Origin of the sequence: Streptomyces spororaveus (genome assembly GCF_016755875.1) — a bacterium.
GTDB classification, from domain to species: Bacteria; Actinomycetota; Actinomycetes; order Streptomycetales; family Streptomycetaceae; genus Streptomyces; species Streptomyces spororaveus.
This window is the reverse complement of the sequence record NZ_BNED01000005.1, coordinates 3,666,959-3,687,394: the sequence shown is the minus strand read 5'-3', so window position 1 is coordinate 3,687,394 and position 20,436 is coordinate 3,666,959. Positions and strand designations below refer to the sequence as shown.

The 20,436-nt window shown below is 66.9% G+C and carries 14 protein-coding genes and 1 tRNA gene; 14 read left to right on the top strand and 1 reads right to left on the bottom strand.

The genetic code is table 11. The features are described 5' to 3' along the window. Positions 1 to 68 precede the first annotated feature (68 nt). The 11 genes from Sspor_RS18800 (at position 69) to Sspor_RS18750 (ending at position 14,361) form a co-directional block, all read left to right on the top strand. Positions 69 to 141, top strand: a tRNA-Trp gene (locus Sspor_RS18800). Positions 142 to 247: 106 nt separating this feature from the next. After that, positions 248 to 529 (top strand): preprotein translocase subunit SecE, encoded by a 282-nt coding sequence (secE, locus tag Sspor_RS18795; protein ID WP_030008443.1) that lies wholly within the window; start codon positions 248 to 250, stop codon positions 527 to 529. Positions 530 to 612: 83 nt separating this feature from the next. Beyond that, positions 613 to 1,518, top strand: a complete 906-nt coding sequence (gene nusG, locus Sspor_RS18790) for a transcription termination/antitermination protein NusG (protein ID WP_202200167.1) — start codon at positions 613 to 615, stop codon at positions 1,516 to 1,518. 165 nt (positions 1,519 to 1,683) lie between these two features. Then, complete coding sequence (gene rplK / locus Sspor_RS18785; protein WP_030008445.1) at positions 1,684 to 2,118, top strand: 50S ribosomal protein L11; 435 nt, start codon at positions 1,684 to 1,686, stop codon at positions 2,116 to 2,118. Positions 2,119 to 2,207: 89 nt separating this feature from the next. Next, entirely contained in the window at positions 2,208 to 2,936 is a 729-nt protein-coding gene (gene rplA / locus Sspor_RS18780) for a 50S ribosomal protein L1 (RefSeq protein WP_030388881.1), read from the top strand. Between the two features lie 174 nt (positions 2,937 to 3,110). Continuing rightward, positions 3,111 to 4,064 (top strand): SCO4651 family lipoprotein, encoded by a 954-nt coding sequence (locus Sspor_RS18775; protein ID WP_202200166.1) that lies wholly within the window; start codon positions 3,111 to 3,113, stop codon positions 4,062 to 4,064. 68 nt (positions 4,065 to 4,132) lie between these two features. Beyond that, positions 4,133 to 5,035: an SCO4651 family lipoprotein gene (locus Sspor_RS18770; RefSeq protein ID WP_202200165.1), complete on the top strand. Its 903-nt coding sequence runs from the start codon at positions 4,133 to 4,135 to the stop codon at positions 5,033 to 5,035. A 246-nt stretch (positions 5,036 to 5,281) separates the two neighbouring features. Beyond that, positions 5,282 to 5,812 carry a 50S ribosomal protein L10 gene (rplJ, locus tag Sspor_RS18765; RefSeq protein ID WP_030008449.1) on the top strand — a complete coding sequence of 177 codons (531 nt, stop codon included), beginning with the start codon at positions 5,282 to 5,284 and terminating at the stop codon, positions 5,810 to 5,812. A 110-nt stretch (positions 5,813 to 5,922) separates the two neighbouring features. Then, positions 5,923 to 6,306 (top strand): 50S ribosomal protein L7/L12, encoded by a 384-nt coding sequence (gene rplL, locus Sspor_RS18760; RefSeq protein ID WP_202200164.1) that lies wholly within the window; start codon positions 5,923 to 5,925, stop codon positions 6,304 to 6,306. Between the two features lie 575 nt (positions 6,307 to 6,881). Continuing rightward, positions 6,882 to 10,364 (top strand): DNA-directed RNA polymerase subunit beta, encoded by a 3,483-nt coding sequence (gene rpoB / locus Sspor_RS18755; RefSeq protein WP_030008451.1) that lies wholly within the window; start codon positions 6,882 to 6,884, stop codon positions 10,362 to 10,364. Positions 10,365 to 10,461: 97 nt separating this feature from the next. Continuing rightward, positions 10,462 to 14,361, top strand: a complete 3,900-nt coding sequence (locus tag Sspor_RS18750) for a DNA-directed RNA polymerase subunit beta' (protein WP_030725970.1) — start codon at positions 10,462 to 10,464, stop codon at positions 14,359 to 14,361. A 112-nt stretch (positions 14,362 to 14,473) separates the two neighbouring features. Here the strand turns inward: Sspor_RS18750 and Sspor_RS18745 are convergent, their stop codons facing one another. Next, complete coding sequence (locus Sspor_RS18745) at positions 14,474 to 16,945, bottom strand: YfhO family protein (RefSeq protein WP_237403922.1); 2,472 nt, start codon at positions 16,943 to 16,945, stop codon at positions 14,474 to 14,476. 368 nt (positions 16,946 to 17,313) lie between these two features. Between Sspor_RS18745 and rpsL the strand changes: the two genes are divergently transcribed. From rpsL to fusA, 3 genes are read left to right on the top strand one after another with little or no spacing between them, the layout of a single operon-like run. Beyond that, positions 17,314 to 17,685: a 30S ribosomal protein S12 gene (gene rpsL / locus Sspor_RS18740; RefSeq protein WP_007265893.1), complete on the top strand. Its 372-nt coding sequence runs from the start codon at positions 17,314 to 17,316 to the stop codon at positions 17,683 to 17,685. Between the two features lie 2 nt (positions 17,686 to 17,687). Beyond that, positions 17,688 to 18,158, top strand: a complete 471-nt coding sequence (gene rpsG, locus Sspor_RS18735; protein WP_007265894.1) for a 30S ribosomal protein S7 — start codon at positions 17,688 to 17,690, stop codon at positions 18,156 to 18,158. 39 nt (positions 18,159 to 18,197) lie between these two features. Further along, positions 18,198 to 20,330, top strand: a complete 2,133-nt coding sequence (fusA, locus tag Sspor_RS18730) for an elongation factor G (protein ID WP_202200162.1) — start codon at positions 18,198 to 18,200, stop codon at positions 20,328 to 20,330. Positions 20,331 to 20,436: the final 106 nt, after the last annotated feature.

Below are 20,436 nucleotides of genomic sequence, written 5' to 3'. Positions count from 1 at the left end.
CTCGCCAGCCGCTGCAGAGCGTGAGCACTCCGTGCACTCGCTCGGATGCGGTAGGTTGGGGGACGCAAAGGGTCGTAGCTCAATTGGTAGAGCACTGGTCTCCAAAACCAGCGGTTGGGGGTTCGAGTCCCTCCGGCCCTGCTCCACACTCCATCTCGGACGTGTGTGCGCAGGTACGTACTTAGATGCAACGCCGTGCGGCGCAACCGGGCGCGGTACGGCCATGACCCGGATTCAGGTGAGAGACGTGACGGACGCCCTGGGCTCCATCGACATGCCTGACGCCGAGGACGAGACGCGCGAGAAGAAGGCCCGCAAGGGCGGCAAGCGCGGCAAGAAGGGCCCCCTGGGCCGTCTCGCGCTTTTCTACCGCCAGATCATCGCGGAACTGCGCAAGGTTGTTTGGCCGACTCGCAACCAGCTCACGACGTACACCACCGTAGTGATTGTCTTCGTGGTCATCATGATCGGTCTGGTGACCGTGATTGACTTCGGGTTTGAAAAAGCCATCAAGTTCGTCTTCGGCTGATCCCCGCGGGGGGCGGCGCCTTGATGGTGTCGCCCGTTTTCGCATGTTCCACCACCTTTTGTATCCAGGAAGAAGCAGCCACCGTGTCTGACCCGAACCTGAACGCGAGCCACGACTCCGTCGAGTCCGTCGAGGACGAGCTCGACATCGTCGAGGCGGCAGACGCTGTGGACCCCGACGAGGCCGAGCTCGCCGACGTCGAGGCGGGTGTCGCCGCCGAAGAGGCCGCGCTGCACGTCGAGTCCGACGAGGACGAGGCTGACACCGAGGTTGACGCCGAGGCCGACGCCGAGGTCGACGAGGCTGCTGACGACGCCGAGGCCGACGAGGAAGAGGCCGAAGAGGCCGCTCCGGTCGAGCCCGCCGAGCCCGTCGACCCCATCCAGGCCCTCCGCGAGGAGCTCCGCCTGCTCCCCGGCGAGTGGTACGTGATCCACACCTACGCCGGCTACGAGAAGCGCGTGAAGGCCAACCTGGAGCAGCGCGCCGTCTCGCTGAACGTCGAGGAGTTCATCTACCAGGCCGAGGTGCCCGAGGAAGAGATCGTCCAGATCAAGAACGGCGAGCGCAAGAACGTCCGGCAGAACAAGCTGCCCGGCTACGTTCTCGTCCGCATGGATCTGACGAACGAGTCCTGGGGTGTCGTCCGCAACACGCCTGGCGTCACCGGCTTCGTCGGCAACGCGTACGACCCGTACCCGCTGACCCTGGACGAGATCGTCAAGATGCTCGCCCCGGAGGCGCAGGAGAAGGCCGCCAAGGCCGCCGCGGAAGAGGCCGGTCTGCCCGCGCCCGCCGTCAAGCGCACCATCGAGGTCCTGGACTTCGAGGTCGGCGACTCGGTCACCGTCACCGACGGCCCGTTCGCGACGCTGCAGGCGACGATCAACGAGATCAACCCCGACTCGAAGAAGGTCAAGGGCCTCGTCGAGATCTTCGGCCGCGAGACCCCGGTCGAGCTCAGCTTCGACCAGATCCAGAAGAACTGATCTTCTGAGCGACAGCTTCCGGACAGGTCAGATCGCCCCGTTGAGGGCGGTCTGACCTGCTCGGTTTTTAGCCCCGCACCGATACCCGTTATCGTGGTGCGGTATGCCTCCATCCGGATGACCGGATGGGCGGCTGAAAACTCTCACTAGGACCCGGAGAGAGCAATGCCTCCCAAGAAGAAGAAGGTCACGGGGCTTATCAAGCTCCAGATCAAGGCCGGTGCGGCCAACCCGGCTCCGCCGGTCGGCCCCGCGCTCGGTCAGCACGGCGTCAACATCATGGAGTTCTGCAAGGCCTACAACGCCGCGACCGAGTCGCAGCGTGGCATGGTCGTGCCGGTGGAGATCACGGTCTACGACGACCGTTCCTTCACCTTCATCACCAAGACTCCGCCGGCCGCGCGCCTCATCCTGAAGCACGCGGGCATCGAGAAGGGCTCCGGCGAGCCCCACAAGACCAAGGTCGCCAAGCTCACGGCTGCCCAGGTCAAGGAGATCGCCGAGCTGAAGATGCCCGACCTGAACGCCAACGACATCGACGCCGCCGTCAAGATCATTGCCGGCACCGCGCGTTCGATGGGCGTCACCGTCGAAGGCTGATCCAGCCACCCCCCAGCACCATCAGTGGTAGGACCAAGCGCTGGTCCGCACCACGACTCCATGCCTGAAGCCGAAATACAGGAGCAGAAGTGAAGCGCAGCAAGACTCTCCGCGCTGCGGACGCCAAGGTCGACCGGGAGAAGCTGTACGCCCCGCTCGAGGCCGTCCGTCTCGCCAAGGAGACCTCCACGACCAAGTTCGACGGCACCGTCGAGGTCGCCTTCCGCCTGGGTGTCGACCCGCGCAAGGCCGACCAGATGGTCCGTGGCACCGTGAACCTCCCGCACGGCACCGGCAAGACCGCCCGGGTCCTGGTCTTCGCGACCGGTGACCGTGCTGCGGCCGCGGAAGCCGCCGGCGCCGACATTGTCGGCGACGACGAGCTGATCAACGAGATCGCCAAGGGCAACCGCCTGAACGAGTTCGACGCCGTTGTGGCCACCCCGGACCTCATGGGCAAGGTCGGCCGCCTCGGCCGCGTGCTCGGTCCCCGTGGCCTGATGCCGAACCCGAAGACCGGCACCGTCACGATGGACGTCGCGAAGGCTGTCACCGAGATCAAGGGTGGCAAGATCGAGTTCCGCGTCGACAAGCACTCGAACCTGCACTTCATCATCGGCAAGGTCTCCTTCTCCGATGACAAGCTGGTCGAGAACTACGGCGCGGCCCTGGACGAGATCCTTCGTCTGAAGCCGTCCGCCGCGAAGGGCCGCTACATCAAGAAGGCCGCCCTCAGCACCACCATGGGCCCCGGCATCCAGCTGGACCCGAACCGCACCCGGAACCTCCTCGTCGAGGAAGACCCGGCTGCTGTCTGAGCCTGACGGCTCACCGAGTGGCACAGCGGGCCCCTCGCCCCCTTCACAGGGTGGCGGGGGGCCCGCTTCCGTGTTCCGGGACACATATCCCCCGACGGGGGCGTAATGAGGGCGCGATCCGGCCGGGGGAAGACGTAGGGTCGGCTCGAACAAGCGATTGACCAAGGGGTGGGGATGCGCGTGTCCGCGTACCGGAAGAAGACCATCGGCGCCGCACTGGCCGCCGTACTGCTCGTCGGCGGTGCCACGGCGTGCGAGAGCGGCAAGAAGGACGATGCCGGCAAGGCCCCCACGGGGTCGTCCGCACAGCCGGGCAAGCCCGCGGCGGGCGGTTCCGCCACCGAGGCGCTCACGGCCGCGTACAAGAAGACCTCCGCGGCCAAGTCCGCCAAGGTCCGCATGACCATGTCGATGCCCGCGTCGCTGGGCGCCGGCGGCACCGTGGACATGTCCGGTGTCCAGGGCTGGGATCCGCAGGTCATGGACTTCACCGTGACGGGCGGGCCCGCCTCGGGTGCGGGCTCCGGCTCCATGCGCATGATCATGACCAACGACATCATGTACATGCAGCTCCCGAAGGGCTCCCCGATGTCCGCGGGGCTGGAGGGCAAGAGCTGGATGAAGCTGGACGTCAAGGCCGCCGCGGAGGCCACCGGCGACACCGAGGCGCTCAAGAAGCTCAGCGGCATGAACAGCATGGACCAGAGCCAGGACCCGGCCAAGCAGCTCGCCCTGCTGCTCACCTCGCCGAACGTGAAGCACATCGGAGCCGAGAAGGTCGACGGCTCGGGCGTGGACGCCGAGCACTACCAGGGCACCCTGACCTTCGAGGAGATGCTGGCGGCGAACGGGTCCGCCACGGTGCTGTCCGACGCCGAGCGCGCGCAGCTCGTCGAGGCCACGAAGAAGTCGGGCATCAAGGGCTACGACATGGACGTCTGGGTGAACAAGGACGGCTACCCGGTCCGCATGAAGGCTTCCATCGCGACGCCGCAGGGCGCCTTGAACATGGACGCCCACTACTCGGACTACGGCTCCGCGGCCACCGTCCAGACCCCGCCGGAGAACGAGACCCTCGACCTCTTCGCGATGCTCAAGGAAATGGGCGACCTCGGCTCGGGGGCCTGACCCTCCCGCGCGCCGAGCGCCGTACGCATCTTCGGAACAAAGATCCATTCACGGGGGAGCACCACCAGATGAACAAGGCTGTCCGGATCCGGGCCGGTATCGCGGTGGCGGGCACCGCACTGCTCGTAGGCGGTCTCACGGCCTGCGGAGGCGACAAGGCCGACGCGGGCACCGACGGGGGCACCGGCAAGGCCGACGGGGGCAAGGCGGCCGCCGAGACGGCGCACTCGCCCGTGGAGGCGGTGAAGGCGGCCTACGTGAAGACGGCGGCCGCCAAGTTCGCCAAGGCCGAGCTGTCGATCGTCGGGGCCGACGGCAAGACCACCGGCCAGTCCGGCACCAAGGGCTGGTACCCGTCCAGCCACGACGTGATCCTCAAGAGCGAGAAGCCCGCCACCCGCTCGATCATGATCGGCGACATGACCTACACCGGTCTGGCCCAGCCCCGGGACGGCAAGTCCTGGATGAGCATGGACCTGGCCAAGGACGGCAAGCCGGGGGTGCGGCTCAACGACGACCCGGCCGAGTACCTCGCCATGCTGCTGGGCCAGGAGAAGCTCACGCACGTCGGTGCGGAGAAGACGGCCGACGGCGTCGACGCCGAGCACTACAGGGGCAGCCTCGCCACCGCCGACCTGCTCAGGGCGGACGAGTCCACCAAGGTCATGGAGGAGGCGAACCGCCGGTACCTCCACGAGGCCGTGAAGCACATCACCACCTTCGAGGTGGACCTGTGGATCGGCAAGGACGGCTACCCGGTCCGCGCGGACACCGTGAGCACGGACGCCGAGGGCATGACGAAGACCACGGCGAAGTTCTCCGACTTCGCCGCGGCCGCCCCGGTCCAGGCCCCGCCGGCCGGGCAGGTCGTCTCCCTCGACGACATGAACAAGGAGACCGACCGCAAGCTGAAGGAGGCCGACAAGACCCTCCGGGACGCCGGACTGGGCGGTCTGGACCTCGGCTCCTGAGGCGATTTGCCTCGGCTGCACCCCTTCACGTAGTCTTCCCCGGAAGCCAAAGACCGCTGGTCGTTGCCGTGCCCGCAAGGGTTCGGTGGCCGAAGGATCCGTTGAATGCGGACGACCCGCGTAGGTGACTGTGGAAGGTTCCCGGAATTCGTTCCGGTCGAGCCACGCCCTGGCGCCTGCGCCGGGGCGTTTCTTGTTCAGCCCCTTCTGAGCGGTCCTCATCACCCGGAAGGAGGCGAACGCACCATGCCGACGCCCAACAAGGCTGCATCGGTAGCCGAGCTCAAGGACGCGTTCCAGAGCTCGAACGCCGCCGTGCTGACCGAGTACCGGGGTCTCACCGTCGCGCAGCTCAAGACGCTGCGTCGCTCCCTTGGTGAGAACGCCCAGTACGCCGTGGTGAAGAACACGCTGACCAAGATTGCGGCCAACCAGGCCGGGATCACCGCGCTGGACGAGCACTTCGCTGGTCCGACCGCGGTCGCCTTCATCACCGGTGACCCGGTGGAGTCGGCGAAGAGCCTGCGTGACTTCGCCAAGGACAACCCGAACCTCATCATCAAGGCGGGTGTCCTTGATGGTAAGGCGCTCACCGCCGATGAGATCAAGAAGCTTGCGGACCTCGAGTCCCGCGAGGTTCTGCTCAGCAAGCTGGCCGGCGCGTTCAAGGGCAAGCAGTCTCAGGCTGCCTCGCTCTTCCAGGCGCTGCCGTCGAAGTTCGTCCGCACCGCGGAAGCGCTTCGCGTCAAGCTCGCCGAGCAGGGCGGTGCCGAGTAATTCGGCTCGCGCACTGATCCACGCCGCCTAGTGCGTGGGTCGTAGCGGGCCGTTACGCCCGCCTCTATATACATCCGGCACCTGCCGAATTAGTGGAAGGATCGCCCATCATGGCGAAGCTCTCTCAGGACGACCTCCTCGCCCAGTTCGAGGAGATGACCCTCATCGAGCTCTCCGAGTTCGTGAAGGCCTTCGAGGAGAAGTTCGACGTCACCGCCGCCGCGGCCGTCGCCGTTGCCGGTCCGGCCGGCCCGGGCGCCGTTGCCGACGCCGTTGAGGAGCAGGACGAGTTCGACGTCATCCTCACCGGTGCCGGCGACAAGAAGATCCAGGTCATCAAGGTCGTGCGTGAGCTGACCTCCCTGGGTCTGAAGGAGGCCAAGGACCTCGTGGACGGCGCTCCGAAGCCGGTCCTCGAGAAGGTCGCCAAGGAGGCCGCTGACAAGGCCGCCGAGTCCCTCAAGGCTGCCGGCGCGGCTGTCGAGGTCAAGTAACACCTCTGAGGCCCTCCAGGGCCTCATCCAAGGGCGATCACCCGTAAGGGTGGTCGCCCTTCGGCGTACCCGCAGTGCCTGACTTGCCCTGGTCTCGTTGGGGAGTAGGGTGATCATCGTTGCTCCGGAGCAGGGTCCGAAGATGATCCGCTCGGAGCAGGGGGCCTTGACGAACGGGACGCGGCGCGCAATTCTCAGTCCCGTCGAGAGGTCGACCGCCTGGATCCGAGATCCGAGGCATGGATCGACTACGAAGAGGGCAGTACTGATACGCGCTCTGTGTACGAGTACGGGCGCCGCAGCGTTGGACACAGTGTTGGTTGAACGACATGGGGAAGGCCTGTTGCCGGTTTCCGGAAACCTGGTCTGGACATCAGTGAGCCGAGTGGCTACACTGACCCTTTGCGCTGCCTGTTAGCTGTCCCCTGCCCGTCGCCAGGGACATGCCCACGCTTGAGCACACTTGATTGATCCACCCTGACCTGGCCTTTCGGTTGGATTTGGGGGGCTTGTCTTCTGTGTCTGCTGGGACCGGTACGCGCGTAGTGAGTCCGAGCCCTCGGAAGGACCCCCTCTTGGCCGCCTCGCGCAACGCCTCGACCAATACGAACAACGGTGCCAGCACCGCCCCGCTGCGCATCTCCTTTGCAAAGATCAAGGAGCCCCTCGAGGTTCCGAACCTCCTGGCGCTGCAGACCGAGAGCTTTGACTGGCTTCTCGGCAACGCCGCCTGGAAGTCTCGCGTCGAGTCGGCGCTTGAGAGTGGACAGGACGTCCCCACCAAGTCCGGTCTGGAAGAGATCTTCGAGGAGATCTCGCCGATCGAGGACTTCTCCGGGTCGATGTCGCTGACCTTCCGCGACCACCGTTTCGAGCCGGCGAAGAACTCTGTCGACGAGTGCAAGGAGCGCGACTTCACGTACGCGGCTCCGCTGTTCGTCACGGCCGAGTTCACGAACAACGAGACCGGAGAGATCAAGTCTCAGACGGTCTTCATGGGCGACTTCCCGCTCATGACCAACAAGGGCACCTTCGTCATCAACGGCACCGAGCGTGTCGTCGTGTCGCAGCTTGTCCGCTCCCCCGGTGTCTACTTCGACTCCTCCATCGACAAGACGTCCGACAAGGACATCTTCTCCGCCAAGATCATCCCGTCCCGGGGTGCCTGGCTGGAGATGGAGATCGACAAGCGCGACATGGTCGGTGTCCGCATCGACCGCAAGCGCAAGCAGTCCGTCACCGTCCTCCTCAAGGCTCTCGGCTGGACCACCGAGCAGATCCTGGAGGAGTTCGGCGAGTACGAGTCCATGCGCGCCACCCTGGAGAAGGACCACACCCAGGGCCAGGACGACGCGCTGCTCGACATCTACCGCAAGCTGCGTCCGGGCGAACCGCCGACCCGTGAGGCCGCTCAGACGCTGCTCGAGAACCTCTACTTCAACCCGAAGCGCTACGACCTCGCGAAGGTCGGCCGCTACAAGGTGAACAAGAAGCTCGGCGCCGACGAGCCGCTCGACGCCGGTGTGCTCACCACCGACGACGTCATCGCGACGATCAAGTACCTGGTCAAGCTGCACGCCGGCGAGACCGAGACGACCGGCGAGTCCGGCCGTTCGATCGTGGTCGAGACCGATGACATCGACCACTTCGGCAACCGTCGTCTGCGCAACGTCGGCGAGCTCATCCAGAACCAGGTCCGCACGGGTCTGGCTCGTATGGAGCGCGTCGTCCGCGAGCGCATGACCACGCAGGACGTCGAGGCGATCACGCCGCAGACCCTGATCAACATCCGGCCGGTCGTCGCCTCCATCAAGGAGTTCTTCGGCACCAGCCAGCTGTCGCAGTTCATGGACCAGAACAACCCGCTCTCGGGCCTGACCCACAAGCGCCGCCTGTCGGCGCTGGGCCCCGGCGGTCTGTCCCGTGAGCGGGCCGGCTTCGAGGTCCGTGACGTCCACCCGTCGCACTACGGCCGCATGTGCCCGATCGAGACCCCTGAAGGCCCGAACATCGGTCTGATCGGCTCGCTCGCGTCCTACGGTCGCGTCAACGCGTTCGGTTTCGTCGAGACCCCGTACCGCAAGGTCATCGACGGTGTCGTCACCGACGAGGTCGACTACCTCACGGCCGACGAGGAAGACCGCTTCGTCATCGCCCAGGCCAACGCCGGCCTGTCCGAGGACATGCGCTTCACCGAGAACCGCGTGCTGGTGCGCCGTCGTGGCGGCGAGATCGACTACATCGCCGGCGACGACGTCGACTACATGGACGTCTCCCCGCGCCAGATGGTGTCCGTCGCGACCGCGATGATCCCCTTCCTGGAGCACGACGACGCCAACCGTGCCCTCATGGGCGCGAACATGATGCGCCAGGCCGTTCCGCTCATCAAGGCGGAGGCCCCGCTCGTCGGCACCGGCATGGAGTACCGCTGTGCGGTCGACGCCGGTGACTCGATCCGTGCGGAGAAGGACGGTGTCGTCCAGGAGGTCTCGGCCGACTACATCACCGTCGCCAACGACGACGGCACGTACACCACGTACCGCGTCGCCAAGTTCTCCCGCTCGAACCAGGGCACCTCGGTCAACCAGAAGGTCATCGTCAACGAGGGTGACCGGATCATCGAGTCCCAGGTCCTCGCCGACGGTCCCGCGACCGAAGAGGGCGAAATGGCCCTCGGTAAGAACCTGCTCGTCGCGTTCATGCCCTGGGAAGGTCACAACTACGAGGACGCGATCATCCTGTCGCAGCGCCTCGTGCAGGACGACGTCCTCTCCTCGATCCACATCGAGGAGCACGAGGTCGACGCCCGTGACACCAAGCTGGGCCCCGAGGAGATCACCCGGGACATCCCGAACGTCTCCGAGGAGGTCCTCGCCGACCTCGACGAGCGCGGCATCATCCGCATCGGTGCGGACGTCGTCGCCGGCGACATCCTGGTCGGCAAGGTCACGCCCAAGGGTGAGACCGAGCTGACCCCGGAGGAGCGTCTGCTCCGCGCGATCTTCGGTGAGAAGGCCCGCGAGGTGCGTGACACCTCGCTCAAGGTTCCTCACGGTGAGATCGGCAAGGTCATCGGTGTCCGCGTCTTCGACCGCGAGGAGGGCGACGAGCTTCCTCCGGGCGTGAACCAGCTGGTCCGCGTCTACGTCGCCCAGAAGCGCAAGATCACCGACGGTGACAAGCTCGCCGGCCGCCACGGCAACAAGGGTGTCATCTCCAAGATCCTTCCGATCGAGGACATGCCCTTCCTTGAGGACGGCACGCCGGTCGACATCATCCTGAACCCGCTGGGTGTCCCGTCCCGAATGAACCCGGGACAGGTCCTGGAGATCCACCTCGGCTGGCTCGCCAGCCGCGGCTGGGACGTCTCCGGGCTCGGCGAGGAATGGGCCGAGCGTCTGAAGGTCATCGGGGCCGACCGTGTCGAGCCCGGTACCAACGTCGCCACCCCCGTGTTCGACGGTGCCCGCGAGGATGAGCTCGCCGGCCTCTTCGAGCACACCATCCCGAACCGCGACGGTGACCGCCTGGTCCTCCCGTCCGGCAAGGCGCGCCTGTTCGACGGCCGCTCCGGCGAGCCGTTCCCGGACCCGATCTCGATCGGGTACATGTACATCCTCAAGCTCCACCACCTGGTCGACGACAAGCTCCACGCTCGGTCGACCGGTCCGTACTCGATGATCACGCAGCAGCCGCTGGGTGGTAAGGCGCAGTTCGGTGGCCAGCGCTTCGGTGAGATGGAGGTGTGGGCGCTTGAGGCTTATGGCGCCGCTTACGCCCTCCAGGAGCTGCTGACCATCAAGTCCGACGACGTCACCGGCCGCGTGAAGGTCTACGAGGCCATCGTCAAGGGCGAGAACATCCCCGAGCCGGGCATTCCCGAGTCCTTCAAGGTGCTCATCAAGGAAATGCAGTCGCTCTGCCTCAACGTGGAGGTGCTGTCCTCGGACGGCATGTCCATCGAGATGCGCGACACCGACGAGGACGTCTTCCGCGCGGCGGAGGAGCTCGGTATCGACCTGTCCCGGCGCGAGCCGAGCAGCGTCGAAGAGGTCTGACGGGCCTGACGGGGGGCTCGCTCAAGAGCCCCCCGTCATCCCCGGGACCGTTCAGACCATGATTGAGACTCGACCCCGAAAGAGGGATTGACGCACAGTGCTCGACGTCAACTTCTTCGACGAGCTGCGGATCGGCCTTGCCACCGCGGACGACATCCGAACCTGGTCGCACGGCGAGGTCAAGAAGCCGGAGACCATCAACTACCGCACCCTCAAGCCCGAGAAGGACGGACTCTTCTGCGAGAAGATCTTCGGTCCTACCCGGGACTGGGAGTGCTACTGCGGCAAGTACAAGCGTGTCCGCTTCAAGGGCATCATCTGTGAGCGTTGTGGCGTCGAGGTCACGCGCGCCAAGGTGCGCCGTGAGCGGATGGGCCACATCGAGCTTGCCGCTCCCGTCACCCACATCTGGTACTTCAAGGGCGTCCCGTCGCGCCTCGGATACCTGCTGGACCTCGCGCCGAAGGACCTCGAGAAGGTCATCTACTTCGCCGCGTACATGATCACGTTCGTCGACGACGAGCGTCGCACCCGCGACCTCCCGTCGCTGGAGGCTCACGTCTCCGTCGAGCGCCAGCAGATCGAGAACCGCCGTGACGCGGACCTCGAAGGCCGGGCCAAGAAGCTTGAGACCGACCTGGGCGAGCTGGAGGCCGAGGGCGCGAAGGCCGACGTGCGCCGCAAGGTGCGCGAAGGCGCCGAGCGCGAGATGAAGCAGCTCCGTGACCGCGCCCAGCGCGAGATCGACCGCCTCGACGAGGTGTGGGCCCGCTTCAAGAACCTCAAGGTCCAGGACCTGGAGGGCGACGAGCTCCTGTACCGCGAGCTGCGTGACCGCTTCGGCACGTACTTCGACGGCTGCATGGGCGCCGCCGCGCTGCAGAAGCGCCTGGAGTCCTTCGACCTCGAGGAGGAGGCCGAGCGCCTCCGCGAGATCATCCGTACCGGCAAGGGCCAGAAGAAGACCCGTGCGCTCAAGCGCCTCAAGGTCGTCTCCGCGTTCCTGCAGACCAGCAACAAGCCCAAGGGCATGGTTCTGGACTGCGTGCCGGTGATCCCGCCGGACCTGCGTCCGATGGTGCAGCTGGACGGTGGCCGCTTCGCGACCTCCGACCTGAACGACCTGTACCGCCGCGTGATCAACCGCAACAACCGTCTGAAGCGTCTCCTCGACCTCGGTGCCCCCGAGATCATCGTGAACAACGAGAAGCGCATGCTTCAGGAGGCCGTGGACGCCCTCTTCGACAACGGTCGTCGTGGTCGTCCGGTGACCGGTCCCGGCAACCGTCCCCTGAAGTCCCTCAGCGACATGCTGAAGGGCAAGCAGGGTCGATTCCGTCAGAACCTTCTCGGTAAGCGTGTGGACTACTCCGCGCGTTCCGTGATCGTCGTCGGTCCGCAGCTGAAGCTGCACCAGTGCGGTCTGCCCAAGGCCATGGCGCTGGAGCTCTTCAAGCCGTTCGTGATGAAGCGCCTGGTCGACCTGAACCACGCGCAGAACATCAAGAGCGCCAAGCGGATGGTCGAGCGCGGCCGCACGGTCGTCTACGACGTGCTCGAAGAGGTCATCGCCGAGCACCCGGTTCTCCTGAACCGTGCGCCCACGCTGCACCGCCTCGGCATCCAGGCCTTCGAGCCCCAGCTGGTCGAAGGCAAGGCCATCCAGATCCACCCGCTCGTCTGCACCGCGTTCAACGCGGACTTCGACGGTGACCAGATGGCCGTGCACCTGCCGCTCTCCGCGGAGGCGCAGGCCGAGGCCCGCATCCTGATGCTGTCCTCGAACAACATCCTCAAGCCGGCCGACGGCCGTCCGGTCACGATGCCGACCCAGGACATGGTCCTCGGTCTGTTCTTCCTGACCACCGACGGTGAGCTCCGTGACACCAAGGGCGAGGGCCGCGCGTTCGGCTCCACGGCCGAGGCGACCATGGCGTTCGACAACGGCGAGCTCGCGCTGCAGTCGTCCGTCGACATCCGCTTCCCGGTGGGCACCATCCCGCCGCGCGGCTGGGTGGCGCCGGTCGCCGAAGAGGGCGAGCAGGAGTTCCAGCCGGGCGACAGCTTCCGTCTGAAGACGACCCTGGGTCGCGCGCTCTTCAACGAGCTGCTGCCCGAGGACTACCCGTTCGTCGACTACTCGGTGGGCAAGAAGCAGCTCTCCGAGATCGTCAACGACCTGGCGGAGCGCTACCCCAAGGTCATCGTGGCGGCGACGCTCGACAACCTGAAGGCGGCCGGCTTCCACTGGGCGACCCGTTCGGGCGTCACCGTGGCCATCTCCGACGTCGTCGTGCCCGAGGCCAAGAAGGCCATCGTCGCGGGCTACGAGGCGATGGACGAGAAGGTCCAGAAGCAGTACGAGCGCGGTCTGATCACCAAGGACGAGCGCACGCAGGAGCTCATCGCGATCTGGACCAAGGCGACCAACGAGGTTGCCGAGGCGATGAACGCGAACTTCCCCAAGACGAACCCCATCTTCATGATGGTTGACTCGGGTGCCCGAGGAAACATGATGCAGATGCGACAGATCGCCGGTATGCGTGGTCTGGTGTCGAACGCGAAGAACGAGACCATCCCGCGTCCGATCAAGGCGTCCTTCCGTGAGGGCCTCACCGTTCTGGAGTACTTCATCTCCACGCACGGTGCCCGTAAGGGTCTGGCGGACACCGCCCTGCGTACCGCCGACTCGGGTTACCTGACCCGTCGTCTGGTGGACGTCTCGCAGGACGTCATCATCCGCGAGGAGGACTGCGGCACCGAGCGCGGTCTGAAGCTGAAGATCGCCGTTCGCGGCGAGGACGGCGTGCTGCGCAAGGCCGACGACGTCGAGACCTCGATCTACGCCCGCATGCTGGCCGAGGACGTCGTCATCGACGGCAAGGTCATCGCGCCGGCCAACGTCGACCTCGGTGACGTGCTCATCGACGCCCTGGTCGCCAACGGCGTCGAGGAGGTCAAGACCCGCTCGGTCCTGACCTGTGAGTCCGCGGTCGGCACCTGTGCCTTCTGCTACGGACGCTCGCTCGCCACCGGCAAGCTGGTCGACATCGGTGAGGCGGTCGGCATCATCGCCGCCCAGTCCATCGGTGAGCCCGGTACCCAGCTGACGATGCGTACCTTCCACACCGGTGGTGTGGCCGGTGACGACATCACGCAGGGTCTGCCGCGTGTCGTCGAGCTCTTCGAGGCCCGTACCCCGAAGGGTGTCGCCCCGATCTCCGAGGCCGCCGGCCGCGTGCGGATCGAGGAGACCGAGAAGACGAAGAAGATCGTCATCACGCCCGACGACGGCAGCGACGAGACGGCCTTCCCGATCTCGAAGCGCGCCAAGGTCATCGTGCACGAGGGCGACCACGTCGAGGTGGGCCAGAAGCTCACCATGGGTGCCACCAACCCGCACGACGTGCTGCGCATCCTCGGCCAGCGTGCCGTCCAGGTCCACCTGGTCGGCGAAGTCCAGAAGGTCTACAACTCGCAGGGCGTGTCGATCCACGACAAGCACATCGAGATCATCATCCGGCAGATGCTGCGCCGTGTGACGATCATCGAGTCCGGCGACGCGGAGCTCCTGCCGGGCGAGCTGGTCGAGCGGTCGAAGTTCGAGACCGAGAACCGTCGTGTGGTCACCGAGGGCGGTCACCCCGCCTCCGGCCGTCCGCAGCTGATGGGTATCACCAAGGCCTCGCTGGCGACGGAATCCTGGCTGTCGGCCGCCTCCTTCCAGGAGACGACCCGAGTCCTGACGGATGCGGCGATCAACGCCAAGTCCGACAGCCTCATCGGCCTCAAGGAGAACGTCATCATCGGTAAGCTCATCCCGGCCGGTACGGGCCTCGCCCGCTACCGCAACATCCGGGTGGAGCCGACCGAAGAGGCCAAGGCAGCGATGTACTCGGCCGTCGGTTACGACGACATCGACTACTCGCCCTTCGGCTCCGGCTCCGGCCAGGCCGTCCCGCTGGAGGACTACGACTACGGCCCGTACAACGGCTAAGAGCTCGTAAGAAGAAGCCCCCCGCCACTCCGAGAGGAGCGGCGGGGGGCTTTTTCGTTCCCACGGGGGTGGCCGTCGGGTGTGCTCGCGGCAGCCGGGGGCGCACCAAGCGTCAGCGGCGGCGGCGCAGGCGGGTCGAGGTCTGGACGGCGGCCAGGGTCAGGAGCGCCAGGGCCGCGCCGGCCAGGCCCGGGTGCAGGCCCTTCGGGGTGAAGGTGCAGGAGAGCCGGGTGGTGCCCGGGGGGAGGTCCACGGCCAGGAGGCCGTGGAAGGGCTTCAGGGGGGCCGAGCACTGCCAGCCCGGGACGGCGGTCGTGGCGATGACCGCCGTGCCGCCCGCGGATGCGGGGAGGGTGGCCTCGATGGTGTGGCCGCCCGGGCGGACCGCGGTGGCGCCGGTGGCGGTGAGGTGCCGGACGGCCGTGCCGAGGGCCTCGCGGTCCAGGCACCCGAGCGGGTGCGTGCCCGCGTCCGCGTCCTTCGTACGGGTCTCCACAGTGACGTCGACCCGGCCCGAGGCGGGGACGGTGCCCAGCGGGGTCACGCCGGCCATCCGGTCCTCCAGGAGCCGCCGGGGGCCGCCGTCCGCGCGGACCGTGCCGTACAGGGCGGGGGAGTACCAGTAGGCCTCGGAGCCGGGGGTGCACCGGGCGGCGTAGGTCTGCTCGGTGGCGGGGCCGCCGCGGGTGACCGGCGGGACCTGGTAGACGGTGGCGCCCAGGACGTTCTCCTGGCGGGCGTAGACGCTGTCCGCCGGGTTGGGGGAGGTGTACGGCGCGGTGCGGACGGTGACCAGCGGCGGCGCGGGGAACTTCGAGGCCGTCCAGGTGTCCGGTGCCGCCCCCGGGCGGACCCGCGCGCCGATCGAGAAGATCGCGTCGAGTACCGGGTTGTCGGCGCCGAAGAAGGTCCGGCCGTCGTTCTTGAAGCCGTACCCCAGGGGCTCCAGGGCCTGGTACGTGGCCTCGGGGAGGTAGCTGCTGTAGTACTGGGGGCCCTCCGCCCGCAGCGCCAGGGCGTCGTTGTACGCGCTCTGGGGCGCGCCCGAGTCGGTCCGGTACGCGGGCCAGCCCGCCACACCGCGCACGGCGTCGAAGTGGTTGCCGATCGACCGGTTCGAGGTGGCGACCGGCTTGGCCCAGCGCTCGCGGGCGCGGCGGGCGTCCGCGTTGGCGGCGGCCACGGTGGACTCGGCGAACACGACGCCGATCATCAGGGCGGCGGCCACCGGGATCAGGAACCGGCGCTTCTCGCCGAGCCGCAGCAGGACCAGGGCCAGCAGGGAGACCGCGCCGCCGCCGAGCACGGCCGGCCAGGTCCAGCCTCCGAAGTCGTCGGTGCGCCGCAGTACGTAAGTGGCGGCCACCAGGAGGGCCGCGGCCAGGGACAGGTGCAGCGGGCGCGGCCGGTTGGCCAGGGCCAGCCAGGCCACGATCACGACCATCCCGCTGAAGACGAAGGTCTCGCGGTACGGGTTGCCGTTCGGCACCGCCAGCCCGTGCCACACGTACTGCGTGGGCGGGAACTGGAAGGAGGCGGCCACGAGCAGCAGTGCCGCCGCCCACACCAGCCGGGTCCGCCGGGCGACGGCGCTGTTGAGGACGAAGGCGCCGGCCAGGATCAGCCCGAGCGAGGCCACGTAGAGCCGGGGGCGGCCGCCCCACAGGTGCGTGGCCGGGAGCATGCCCGCGAGGAAGACCTCGATCCGTACGGGGTCGAAGGCGGCGGCCTTGGTGGGCTGCGCCGCCCCGCTGGACAGGAACGACGGCAGGAGCAGCGGAAGGGTCAGCAGGATTCCGGTCCCGGTGGCCGTGGCGGCCCGCCACAGCGCGCGCAGCCGCTGCCGGCCCGTCATGTCGCGGGTGGCCATGCGGATGGCCAGCAGGACGCAGGCGGCCATCGTGGCCATCATCGCGGTGTAGAAGTTCCCGAACCAGGCGAGCGCGACCAGCAGGGCCACGCCCGGCCAGCGGCGCTCCTCCAGGCACCACTCGACGGCGATGCCGAGCAGCGGGAGCGCGACCAGGCCCCAGAGCCACATCGGGATGTACGAGGCGTCGCTGAGCGCCCAGCCGCACAGGCCGTACGTCGCTCCGAGCACGCCCCGCTGCCACCACGGGCCGGGGTGCAGCTTGCCGAGGTACACCGTCATCACGGCCGCGGCGGCGCCCATGGTGACCGGGGTGACCGCGAAGACGGCGAGGTCGACGTGGGCGCGGGGGACGAGCACGGCCAGCCAGGAGAAGGGGTTGCCGAGATAGGTGTGGTAGTCGGACAGGAACTGTTGTCCGAAGCCGCCGCGCCAGGTGAAGAGCACGTCCCCGGCGGCCTGCCCGTGGACCAGGTCCCACAGCGCCCGGTGGAAGGGCACGTACTGGTTGGCCTGGTCGTTCAGGGCCCGGCCGGTGTTGCCGAAGGGGAAGGTGCCGCGTGCCGCCCAGGCGGCGCAGAAGGCCCCCATGGTGATCCATAAGGCAAGCAGGGGGCCGCGGGAACGGGTGATCCGGCGGACGGCGGGTCTGCGGGGGGCGGGTCCGCGCGGGGCGGAGGGACGGGCGTCGACAGTGGTCGGCTCGGGTGCCACGGTCCCCAATGTCCTGCTCCCTGCTGATCGACTCGCGGGCGTCCCGCGCCCGGTCAAGCCGCCAGTTTAGGGTGCGGGGCGGGGCATATGGCGGATCGGACCGCTCCCCGCTTGCGCGCGGCGGGTTTTCGTGCTGGGCATTTGTTTTGACCTACCTCTTTGAGGTAGGTACGCTCTGACCTTGTGCCTGGGGTGTGCCCTGGGCTCCCGCGTGTGCTTAAGACCCCGCGGTGAGCCGAGAAGACCACACCGCAATCTGCGCCTGCCTCACTTCGGTGAGAGCGTGCAGTATTCGACACACCCGACCGCGTGGGTCGGGGAAGTTCCAGGTTAGTTTCACTACACGGCACACAGAAACCGGAGAAGTAGTGCCTACGATCCAGCAGCTGGTCCGTAAGGGCCGGCAGGACAAGGTCGAGAAGACAAAGACCCCCGCGCTTGAGGCTTCGCCCCAGCGTCGCGGCGTCTGCACGCGTGTGTTCACGACCACCCCGAAGAAGCCGAACTCGGCGCTCCGTAAGGTCGCGCGTGTGCGTCTGACCTCCGGCATCGAGGTCACCGCTTACATTCCGGGTGAGGGACACAACCTGCAGGAGCACTCGATCGTGCTCGTGCGTGGTGGCCGTGTGAAGGACCTGCCGGGTGTTCGTTACAAGATCATCCGCGGTGCGCTTGACACCCAGGCTGTCAAGAACCGCAAGCAGGCCCGCAGCCGCTACGGCGCCAAGAAGGAGAAGTAAGAATGCCTCGTAAGGGCCCCGCCCCGAAGCGCCCGGTCATCATCGACCCGGTCTACGCATCTCCTCTGGTGACGTCGCTCATCAACAAGATCCTCCTGAACGGCAAGCGCTCCACCGCCGAGCGCATCGTCTACGGCGCCATGGAAGGCCTCCGCGAGAAGACCGGCAACGACCCGGTCATCACGCTGAAGCGCGCGCTGGAGAACGTCAAGCCGTCGCTTGAGGTCAAGTCCCGCCGTGTCGGTGGCGCGACCTACCAGGTCCCCGTCGAGGTCAAGCCGGGTCGCCAGTCGACCCTGGCCCTCCGCTGGCTCGTGGGTTACTCCCGCGCCCGTCGTGAGAAGACCATGACCGAGCGCCTCATGAACGAGCTGCTCGACGCCTCCAACGGTCTTGGCGCTGCCGTCAAGAAGCGCGAGGACACGCACAAGATGGCCGAGTCCAACAAGGCCTTCGCGCACTACCGCTGGTAGTCCCACCCCACATCGAGACCGAGAGAAGACCGAAGCCTTATGGCTACCACTTCGCTTGACCTGGCCAAGGTCCGCAACATCGGGATCATGGCCCACATCGACGCGGGCAAGACGACCACCACCGAGCGCATCCTGTTCTACACCGGTGTGTCGTACAAGATCGGTGAGGTCCACGACGGCGCCGCCACGATGGACTGGATGGAGCAGGAGCAGGAGCGTGGTATCACCATCACGTCTGCCGCGACGACCTGCCACTGGCCCCTCGAAGACGTTGACCACACGATCAACATCATCGACACCCCGGGTCACGTCGACTTCACCGTCGAGGTGGAGCGTTCGCTCCGCGTCCTCGACGGCGCCGTCACCGTCTTCGACGGTGTGGCCGGCGTCGAGCCGCAGTCCGAGACCGTTTGGCGTCAGGCGGACCGCTACGGCGTCCCGCGCATCTGCTTCGTCAACAAGCTCGACCGCACCGGCGCCGAGTTCCACCGCTGTGTCGACATGATCAAGGACCGCCTCGGTGCGGTTCCGATCGTCATGCAGCTCCCCATCGGTGCCGAGGCCGACTTCCAGGGTGTCGTCGACCTCGTCACGATGAAGGCGTTCGTCTGGTCCGCCGAGGCGACCAAGGGCGAGATGTACGACATCGTCGACATCCCGGCCACGCACACCGAGGCTGCTGAAGAGTGGCGCGGCAAGCTGGTCGAGACCGTCGCCGAGAACGACGACGAGATCATGGAGCTGTTCCTGGAGGGCAACGAGCCCTCCGTCGAGCAGCTGCACGCCGCCGTCCGTCGGATCATCCTGAACTCCGGCAAGGGCAAGGGCGAGCCCACGATCACCGCGGTGTTCTGTGGCACGGCGTTCAAGAACAAGGGCGTTCAGCCCCTGCTCGACGCCGTCGTCCGCTACCTGCCGTCGCCGCTGGACATCGAGGCCATCGAGGGCCACGACGTCCGCGACCCCGAGGTCGTCGTGAAGCGCAAGCCGTCCGACGAGGAGCCCCTCGCCGCGCTCGCGTTCAAGATCATGAGCGACCCGCACCTCGGCAAGCTCACCTTCGTCCGGGTTTACTCGGGCCGCCTGGAGGCCGGCACTGCGGTGCTGAACTCCGTCAAGGGCAAGAAGGAGCGCATCGGCAAGATCTACCGCATGCACGCGAACAAGCGTGAGGAGATCGACTCGGTGGGCGCCGGCGACATCGTCGCCGTGATGGGCCTGAAGCAGACCACCACCGGTGAGACGCTGTGTGACGACAAGAACCAGGTGATCCTGGAGTCCATGGACTTCCCGGCGCCGGTCATCCAGGTCGCCATCGAGCCCAAGTCCAAGGGTGACCAGGAGAAGCTGGGTGTCGCCATCCAGCGTCTCGCGGAGGAGGACCCCTCCTTCCACGTTCACTCGGACGAGGAGACGGGCCAGACCATCCTCGGCGGTATGGGCGAGCTGCACCTTGAGGTGCTGGTCGACCGTATGAAGCGCGAGTTCAAGGTCGAGGCCAACGTCGGCAAGCCGCAGGTCGCGTACCGCGAGACGATCCGCAAGGCCGTCGAGCGTCACGACTACACGCACAAGAAGCAGACCGGTGGTACCGGTCAGTTCGCCAAGGTGCAGATCGCGATCGAGCCCATCACCGAGACCGACGGTCCGGCGTACGAGTTCGTGAACAAGGTCACCGGTGGACGCGTCCCGAAGGAGTACATCCCTTCGGTCGACGCCGGTGCGCAGGAAGCCATGCAGTTCGGCATCCTGGCCGGATACGAGATGACTGGCGTTCGCGTCACGCTTCTCGACGGTGGCTACCACGAGGTCGACTCCTCCGAGCTCGCCTTCAAGATCGCCGGTTCGCAGGCCTTCAAGGAGGCCGCGCGCAAGGCTTCTCCCGTGCTCCTTGAGCCGATGATGGCCGTAGAGGTCACCACGCCCGAGGACTACATGGGTGACGTCATCGGTGACATCAACTCCCGCCGTGGCCAGATCCAGGCCATGGAGGAGCGTCACGGTGCTCGCGTCGTGAAGGGCCTCGTGCCCCTTTCGGAGATGTTCGGCTACGTCGGAGACCTCCGCAGCAAGACCTCGGGTCGCGCCAGCTACTCGATGCAGTTCGACTCCTACGCCGAGGTTCCCCGGAACGTCGCCGAGGAGATCATCGCGAAGGCCAAGGGCGAGTAACTCTTCCGAGTACACGCTTTAGGCTTGTCACCGGAGCCTCTGGGGCAACAGGAGTAATCATCCGTTGCCCCGGGGGGCCGGCTTTCCAGCAAAGATCACCTGGCGC

What these genes read in the sequence shown, in the direction of transcription:
- rplK (WP_030008445.1), top strand. Translation starts at nt 1,684, where the DNA reads ATGCCTCCCAAGAAGAAGAAGGTCACGGGGCTTATCAAGCTCCAGATC.
- Sspor_RS18775 (WP_202200166.1), top strand. Translation starts at nt 3,111, where the DNA reads ATGCGCGTGTCCGCGTACCGGAAGAAGACCATCGGCGCCGCACTGGCC.
- Sspor_RS18770 (WP_202200165.1), top strand. Translation starts at nt 4,133, where the DNA reads ATGAACAAGGCTGTCCGGATCCGGGCCGGTATCGCGGTGGCGGGCACC.
- rplJ (WP_030008449.1), top strand. Translation starts at nt 5,282, where the DNA reads ATGCCGACGCCCAACAAGGCTGCATCGGTAGCCGAGCTCAAGGACGCG.
- rplL (WP_202200164.1), top strand. Translation starts at nt 5,923, where the DNA reads ATGGCGAAGCTCTCTCAGGACGACCTCCTCGCCCAGTTCGAGGAGATG.
- rpsG (WP_007265894.1), top strand. Translation starts at nt 17,688, where the DNA reads ATGCCTCGTAAGGGCCCCGCCCCGAAGCGCCCGGTCATCATCGACCCG.
- fusA (WP_202200162.1), top strand. Translation starts at nt 18,198, where the DNA reads ATGGCTACCACTTCGCTTGACCTGGCCAAGGTCCGCAACATCGGGATC.